At 57.2% G+C, this 7,414-nt stretch carries 6 protein-coding genes and 4 pseudogenes; 5 read left to right on the top strand and 5 right to left on the bottom strand.

The annotated features are described in order from the left end of the window. Positions 1 to 720, top strand: a pseudogene (locus tag ACTBDU_RS04910) (IS3 family transposase); the annotation flags it as partial. 45 nt (positions 721 to 765) lie between these two features. Continuing rightward, positions 766 to 1,509, top strand: a pseudogene (gene ydfG / locus ACTBDU_RS04905) (bifunctional NADP-dependent 3-hydroxy acid dehydrogenase/3-hydroxypropionate dehydrogenase YdfG). Between the two features lie 167 nt (positions 1,510 to 1,676). Here the strand turns inward: ydfG and ACTBDU_RS04900 are convergent. Then, positions 1,677 to 2,006 (bottom strand): annotated as a pseudogene (locus ACTBDU_RS04900) (YnfA family protein). Positions 2,007 to 2,132: 126 nt separating this feature from the next. Here ACTBDU_RS04900 and ACTBDU_RS04895 point away from each other — a divergent pair. Together ACTBDU_RS04895 and ACTBDU_RS04890 are read left to right on the top strand one after the other, a co-directional pair. Further along, entirely contained in the window at positions 2,133 to 2,483 is a 351-nt protein-coding gene (locus ACTBDU_RS04895) for a DUF1283 family protein (protein WP_438805734.1), read from the top strand. Between the two features lie 75 nt (positions 2,484 to 2,558). Further along, positions 2,559 to 2,813, top strand: coding sequence for a DUF1161 domain-containing protein (locus ACTBDU_RS04890; RefSeq protein WP_438805733.1), 255 nt, complete (start codon positions 2,559 to 2,561; stop codon positions 2,811 to 2,813). Positions 2,814 to 2,875: 62 nt separating this feature from the next. Here ACTBDU_RS04890 and ACTBDU_RS04885 read toward each other — a convergent pair whose 3' ends face one another. The 4 genes from ACTBDU_RS04885 to ACTBDU_RS04870 form a co-directional block, all read right to left on the bottom strand. Then, positions 2,876 to 4,342, bottom strand: coding sequence for an MDR family MFS transporter (locus tag ACTBDU_RS04885; RefSeq protein ID WP_438805732.1), 1,467 nt, complete (start codon positions 4,340 to 4,342; stop codon positions 2,876 to 2,878). 43 nt (positions 4,343 to 4,385) lie between these two features. Further along, on the bottom strand, positions 4,386 to 5,129 hold the full coding sequence (gene bioD, locus ACTBDU_RS04880; protein ID WP_438805731.1) for a dethiobiotin synthase: 744 nt from the start codon (positions 5,127 to 5,129) through the stop codon (positions 4,386 to 4,388). A gap of 117 nt (positions 5,130 to 5,246) precedes the next feature. Further along, a complete protein-coding gene (gene mlc / locus ACTBDU_RS04875) occupies positions 5,247 to 6,464 on the bottom strand; it encodes a sugar metabolism global transcriptional regulator Mlc (RefSeq protein WP_438805730.1) in 1,218 nt (405 codons plus the stop codon). A gap of 156 nt (positions 6,465 to 6,620) precedes the next feature. Continuing rightward, positions 6,621 to 6,809: a LysR substrate-binding domain-containing protein gene (locus tag ACTBDU_RS04870; RefSeq protein WP_438805729.1), complete on the bottom strand. Its 189-nt coding sequence runs from the start codon at positions 6,807 to 6,809 to the stop codon at positions 6,621 to 6,623. Here ACTBDU_RS04870 and ACTBDU_RS04865 point away from each other — a divergent pair. Further along, positions 6,785 to 7,253: pseudogene (locus ACTBDU_RS04865) on the top strand (MFS transporter); the annotation flags it as partial. The gene ACTBDU_RS04870 and the pseudogene ACTBDU_RS04865 sit on opposite strands and share 25 nt — an antisense overlap. Positions 7,254 to 7,414 lie beyond the last annotated feature (161 nt).

Below are 7,414 nucleotides of genomic sequence, written 5' to 3'. Positions count from 1 at the left end.
TATCAGCCATGGTGCCGCTGGCGCGAGAAGTATCGCCACCATGGCAACCCAGAGAGGCTTCCGCATGGGGCGCTGGCTCGCAGGCAGGCTCATGAAAGAGCTGGGGCTGGTCAGTTGTCAGCAGCCGCCGCACAGGTATAAGCGTGGCGGTCAGGAGCATGTTGCGATCCCGAATTATCTTGAGCGCCAGTTCGCTGTAACAGAGCCAAACCAGGTATGGTGCGGCGATGTGACGTATATCTGGACCGGGAAACGCTGGGCATACCTTGCGGTTGTTCTTGATCTGTTCGCGAGGAAACCGCTGGGCTGGGCTATGTCGTTCTCCCCGGACAGTAGACTGACCATCAAAGCACTGGAAATGGCATGGGAAACGCGTGGTAAACCAGCCGGAGTGATGTTCCACAGCGATCAGGGTAGCCACTATACGAGCAGGCAGTTCCGACAGTTGCTGTGGCGTTACCGGATCAAACAAAGCATGAGTCGTCGGGGTAATAACTGTTGGGATAACAGTCCGATGGAGCGCTTCTTCAGAAGTCTGAAAAACGAGTGGATACCGGTAACGTGCTACATAAGCTTCAGCGAAGCAGCTCATGAAATTACCGACTATATCGTGAGATATTACAGCGCACTCAGGCCGCATGAATATAACGGTAGGTTGCCACCAAACGAATCAGAAAATAGATACTAAAAAATGCTAACGCAGTGGCCAGTTTTAGTTGACCACTACAATTTGTGGGTCTGTCATCACCAAAAAGGAACCTAGCAATGATTATTTTCGTTACCGGCGCTACGGCCGGCTTTGGCGAAGCCATTACCCGTTTGTTTATCAAGCAAGGACTCAGAACCGGGCGCCGTGAGGCCCGGCTCAAAGAGCTCGGGCAGGGCGTTGGGCGACGCCTTCCTGCCGCTGCAACTTGACATGCGGGATAGAGCGGCTATTGCCGAGCAGATGGGTAGGTTGCCGGCCGAATGGCGTGAGGTGGATGTACTGGTGAACAACGCCGGTCTGGCGCTGGGCATGGAGGCGGCGCAAAACGCCAATCATGGATGACTGGGAAACCATGATCGACACTAACAACAAGGGCCTGGTCTATATGACCCGCGCCCTGTTGCCGGGTATGCTCGAGCGCCGGCGCGGGCATATTATAAACCTTGGCTCTACGGCCGGCCGCTGGCCCTATGCCGGAGGCAATGTGTATGGCGCTACCAAGGCCTTTACCCGTCAGTTCAGCCTGAATCTGCGCACCCGATCTGGTTGGCACGCGCGTCAGGGTGACGGATATCAAACCCGGGCTGGTAGGCGGTACGGAGTTCTCGTCGGTGCGGTTCAAAGGCGATGAAGGTAAGGTGGAAAACACCTATAAAAATGCCGATCCGCTCATGCCGGATGATATCGCCGGGGCCGTGTTTTGGGTGGCGACCCTGCCCGCCCATGTCAATATCAATGTCCTGGAAATGATGCCGGTCAGCCAGTCCTTCGCGGGGCTCAGCGTGCACCGCGAGGGCTAATAAGCCAATGCGCTTCGCCGGGGTCACGTCCCCGGCGTCGGCAGCGCCACACCCAACCTTCTGCGTTTTCAATGGCTTCCGAGTCTGTGCCGCGGCCGTGTAATAAGACCTCCGCGCCGCCCACTCACAGGTAAGTCCCGCCAGATCCACGCCGCTTTCGGCGCCCCTCAGTCCGCGCCGTGGCGCCAGCCGCCTATCATGATCACGACCCCGCACAATACCACCGCCGCGCCCAGCCAGTCCTGAGGGGATAATTTTATGCAGTCGATGAACCTGAGCTACAAGAGCGCTGTCAATATATACACGCCGCCGTAGGTGGTATAAACGTGTCCGCTGGCGGCAGGATGCAGCATCAGCAGCCCGACGAATGCTATCAGGCTCAGCGCGGCGGAAATAAGCAGCAGACTGCCGCCCCGTTTTACGTAGCAATACGGCAGATAATAGCCGAGAATTTCAGCGACGGCGGTCGCAATATACAGCAACACTGTTTTAGTCATTCGATCTTTGTACACGGCGACATTGACCCTGTTGTTGATGGTTCGTGGGGGTATTGAGATGATATTATCGTTGATCGTATACATTATTAGCGCGTTATTACGCGCACAGCTTAGAAGGAACATGGCATGAACACAATCCCGACCCGACGCTTGCTCGGCGGACTGCTGGCACTAGGCCTGCTGGCGTATGCCGGCGCAGGGATCGCCGCAAGCGACGGCACCCAGGATATCATTATCGATTCGGGCGATACCGCACGGTCGCGGAAAGCGGCGCGGCAGAGTCAGGAACAATGGAATGCCACCCATGGGCTGCGCAACAAGGTCAACACGCGCGTAGAGAAAGATTTCGATCGCTATGATCAGGCGGTAGATCTGCAGGAAAAATGCAACAGTAGCCAGAACGTCAACGCCTACTGGGAGCCCAACACTTCCCGTTGTCTGGATCGCCGTACGGGACGCTCGCTGCTGGCGCCCTGAGCATGATGAATTTCCTAAAAAGCTTTACGCTGCTACGCTTATAACGCCACATCCTTATCATATAAGGATGACAGGATGAAGAAGTCAATGTTGTTACCCCTTGCGCTGGCCCTTCTTGTGCCCCTCGGCGCACAGGCCGCGTGCGAAGATGTGAAAGCGGACATAACGCGGAAAATCATTGCCAACGGCGGTCCCGAATCCGGTTTCACGCTTGAAATCGTGCCGAGCGATCAAGCGGAAAGCGCCGGCGGTCAGGTGGTGGGTCATTGTGAAAACGACACGCGGAAAATTGTCTACACCCGCCATGGGGATTACGCACCTAGTCCTTAGTACGTTCTGCGGGGGCGCTGGACGTGCCTCCCGCCTCTTCGCCTATCCTGCTTTTGCCCAGGTTAATCTTCCTGCCGCGGACGCAAACCGTGTGGCACCAGACCGGCCGCGACAAGCGCACAGAGTGCAATCAGCATTGAAACCCAATACACCCCGTGCATTGAGACCGCCACCTGCTGCGCCATATGCGCCAGACCCTGGCCGTTTTGGCCGTGATGGGCGATAAGATGCTGCACCGGATCGTCAATGCCGGGTAACCGCCGCTGTAAATTGGTATTTAACGTGGTGCCCAACACCGCCGTACCCAGCGCCGATCCTACCATGCGCGTAAAGACCGTTGAGGCAGTAGCAATACCGCGAATCGCAGATGGCGCCTCGTTTTGTACCGAGACCAGAAACGTCGTATTACTCATGCCCATGCCAAGGCCGATGACAAACGACGCCAGCCGGGCATCGTTAATACTGCTCTGGGCGTCAAGTCTCAACAGCAAGAGACTGCCGGCCACGAGCAGAACCGCGCCGCACACGGCCATCAGACGGTAGGAGGTGTGAATCATCAACCTGCCGCACAACGTGCTCGCCAGCGGCCAGCCCAGAGACATCACCGCCAGCGTCCAGCCCGCCTCAAGAGTGCTGCCGCCCAGCACGGCCTGAATATAGGTGGGTAAAAAGGCGGCGATACCCATCATCGCCGCGCCGATAATCAGACCGCCGACATTGCCGGCAATAATGATTTTGCTCTGCCACAGCGCCAACGGGAACAAAGGTGCCGGGCTGCGCCGCTGTTCGCGCACCAACAGTACGGCGCTGATAACGGTCAACGTCAGCAGCGGCAAACGCCAGTAACCCAGCTGTTCACCCTGCAGCAGGGCGATAAGCAGACCCCCGACCGCAAGGGTCATATAGGCGATGCCGGCGACGTCCAGGGATGCCGCGACCCGCCGCTGTGGCGCAGCAGGGAGATAACGCGCGAGCAACCACGCCGAGAGAATGCCCAGCGGCACGTTCACCCAAAATACACCTGACCAGTGAAAATGCCGCACGATAAACGCGCCCATCAGCGGACCTACGATCGCTGATACCGCCCAGACACTGGAGAGATAACCCTGCAGACGCGCGCGTTCTTGCTGATTGTACACATCGGCGATAATGGTGGTGGCGAGCGGCACGATAGCCCCCGCCCCCAGACCTTGCAGCGCGCGAAACAAAATCAGTCCCGGCATATGGGTGGCAAAGCCGCATAAAATGGACCCGGTGAGAAACAGCCCGATGCCAACAAAAAACACCGGTTTGCGGCCGAACAGGTCGGCCAGGCGGCCGTAAATCGGGATGCTGATGGCCTGTAACAACAGGTAAATCGAGAACACCCAGCTCAGCAGAGGAAAGCCGCCCAGACTGGCGATGATATCCGGCATGGCGGTGGCGACGATGGTGACTTCTACCGCCGCCATAAACATGGCTAACATACAGGCAATAAATATTCCGCCGCGTCGCGTTGGCGCAGCGGTTGTCGCCGGCGTCTGGTGCATAGATCCCTGATAGTGCGATTTTTTTGTCTGCTGATTATAGCAGTTATACACTTGAACGGACAGCCAACAATTCACGGCAAGTCAGCGTCCGCGTTTTTTTGGCGGCGCAGGCGGTATGTTGCACCGCGACGTTCAGCGGTGTTAAGTCGATAAATTTAGCCAAATCCCGCCGCGCTGCACGCGGCAAATAAGGCAACTCACCCAACTGCGGCGCCGGTATGATGTGATTTAGCACGCTCAGGACTTCGGCGTAGTGCGCCAATCCGGGATTAATGCGGCTAGCGACCCACCCCAACAGCGACAGACCGTCGTTAAGGATAGCCTCGGCGGTCAGCTTCGCATGGCTAATACAGCCGAGCTTGATGCCGATCGCCAGCACCACGGGTAAACGCTCGCGAATGACCCACTCAGAGTAAGGCCGATAATCATTCATAATCGCGCGCCAGCCGCAATTGCCGTCCACCACAACCGTATCCGCCAGCGCGGAAAGATGCCGCAATCCGTGGCTCATGGCCTCATAATCCACCGCCGCGCCGGTGAAACAGGCGGCCTCGGGGAGCAGCAGCGGATTGACATCACTGTAAGACCGTTCCAACGAGGACGACGTCTGCAACACGAGCGCATCGTAGTTGCGCAGCCCCTCGGGGGTCATCAGGTTGCTTTCGGCAATCGGTTTATAACCGACAGTCGTGAAATGGCTCGCCGCCAAATGCTGCAATAGTGCGCGCGCGACAACAATCTTACCGACGGCGGTATCCGTACCGGTGACAAACATATGTTTCAACATGGCAACTCCAGACTATCGTAATCCATTAGACTTGATAAAATTTCGCAGGAGAATCAGAGAGGAATGTACGTCATTGCGGCGAGGTGTGGCCTGCGTTAGCTCAATATTTTGGCGCTTTTACCCCTGCATCAGCTTTAGCAAAAGTGAACCATCGTAAAGCGCATCTTTCACCAGCGGCGCGCCGGGCATGGTGCCATGATTGCTAAAACGGGTTGCCTGAATTTGTATCCGGCGGCTGTAATCCGGCAGCGATTGTTGCTGGATGCAACGCTGGATGACCGGGTAGAGGATTGACGCCGCGCTGTTGAGCGGCGATCCCACCAAAATTTTTTCCGGATTAAATACATTTACCATCATCGCCAGAATACGCCCCACGTTAAGCCCGACGCTGGTGATGACATCCTGCGCCACGCGGTCACCGGCCAGCGCTGCGCTGCACAAGCGGTCTACGCTTAAGCTGACGCCGTTAAGCGGCGAGTCCGGCTGGCGCTTCAGCCGCTGGCGGGTGTGTTCAAAGATGCTTTCCATGCCGGCGACGGTTTCAAGGCAGCCGCGATTGCCGCAATAACATCGCCTGCCGTCGGGATCGATTTGCGTATGGCCGATTTCCACCAACGTTCGGTTGCCGCCATGCAGCAACCGGCCGCCGGTTATCACGCCGGCGCCGACATTATGATCGATAACGATCTGAATGACGTCGTTGCATCCCCGCGCGGCGCCGTAAAGCGCTTCGGCCATGATCCAGGCGCAAATGTCATGCTGCAGATATATCGGCACGCCGATGTGGCTGCTGAGGGCATCACCCAGCGGCATATCACACACCTCGTACCATGGCATACGGTGGATAACGCCGGCCTGAGCGTCGATAATGCCGGGCACCGTCACGGCGATTGCCGTCAATCGCTCCAGCTGACGCTGATGGCGGTTGAAAAAGGCATCCACTTCGGCAATGAGACGGGGCAGTAGCGGCAAGGGCGCTTGCGACGGCAACGGGATGGTGTCTTCCACCACCAGTTTACTCGACAGTTCACGCAGCGACAGCGAGAGGCTGCCGTGGCTGATGTGTAACGACAAAAAATGCCAGGCTTGCGTCTCCACCACCACGCCAATCGCCGGCCGTCCGCGCAAGCCATTTTCCTGGTATTCCGTTTCCCCCACCAGGTGCGCTTCCATCAGCTTGCGCACGATTTTAGTGATACTTGCGGGCGCTAAACGGGCGTATTTGGACAGCTCAATACGGGAGACTGGACCATATGTATCAATCAGACGGTACACCGCTCCCACATTCGCCTGTTTGATTTGATCAATATGCCCGGGTTGACCAATGTTAATCACTGACCCGCTTCCGCTATTTTTCACGCTATAGAATAAAAAGATTGGGGTTATGGTGAAACTTTTACGTTTAGCTGTCAACTATTTGATTAAAAATGTGATTTACTGCACATATTTATCCTTGGTGCTCCCCTGTTTTGCGGCGACCGGTATGGAAAACTACTGCTGCTGCAGCATGAGTCCTATCATGCGCTGCGCCGGCGCTGACAGGGCGCGCTGTCGGTTGGTGACCAGCCAGACTTCGGTTTTGGCGTCGGGCTCCTGCAGCGCCAGATAGCGACCGCTGTCTATCTTGATAGGCAGAAACGACGCCGGCAGTATCGATACGCCCAGCCCGTTGCTACACACCGTCCCGATTACTGTACATCAAACACGGTACTCCGCAATTCATCCAGCTCACTCTGGCCCTGTTTTCCGCCGGCCTGGCGACCTTCGCCCTGCTCTATTGCGTACAACCTATCTTACCGGTGCTCTCGGCTGATTTCGGCGTCTCCCCCGCCGCCAGTAGTCTTTCGCTGTCGGTCTCCACCGGCACGACGGCACTGGGTCTCCTGTTTACCGGCCCCTTGTCGGACGCGGTGGGCCGTAAATCAGTCATGGTGGTGGCCTTGATACTGGCCGCCAGTTTTACACTTTGCAGCGCTTTCATGACCAGTTGGCAGGGTATTCTCTTGACGCGAGCCTGTATTGGGTCATCGCCACAGCGGCGACGCCGCTGTGGCGATGACCTATCTTAGCGAAGAGATACACCCGAGCGTGGTCGCGTTTATCACGGCGAGATTGCTGGCTGGGCTGGTTGTCGCCCAGCGCCTGCGCCGGTTGCCCAAACTGCGCGCGGTCTGACGCGTAGCGTTAGGACGTCAGCGTAACCCGATAATCGGCTGCGGCACAACAGGCCTCCCGCGCGTGAACCGAAGATGTTATGGCGCGGGCGATGCCTCGCCTCATCGTTG

The organism is Sodalis sp. (in: enterobacteria), assembly GCF_051710625.1.
GTDB lineage: Bacteria > Pseudomonadota > Gammaproteobacteria > Enterobacterales > Enterobacteriaceae > JBPESN01.
Note: the sequence above shows the minus strand (reverse complement) of the source record. Positions and strands in the feature narration are given on the sequence as shown.

What these genes read in the sequence shown, in the direction of transcription:
- bioD (WP_438805731.1), bottom strand. Translation starts at nt 5,129, where the DNA reads ATGTTGAAACATATGTTTGTCACCGGTACGGATACCGCCGTCGGTAAG.
- ACTBDU_RS04890 (WP_438805733.1), top strand. Translation starts at nt 2,559, where the DNA reads ATGAAGAAGTCAATGTTGTTACCCCTTGCGCTGGCCCTTCTTGTGCCC.
- ACTBDU_RS04885 (WP_438805732.1), bottom strand. Translation starts at nt 4,342, where the DNA reads ATGCACCAGACGCCGGCGACAACCGCTGCGCCAACGCGACGCGGCGGA.
- ACTBDU_RS04895 (WP_438805734.1), top strand. Translation starts at nt 2,133, where the DNA reads ATGAACACAATCCCGACCCGACGCTTGCTCGGCGGACTGCTGGCACTA.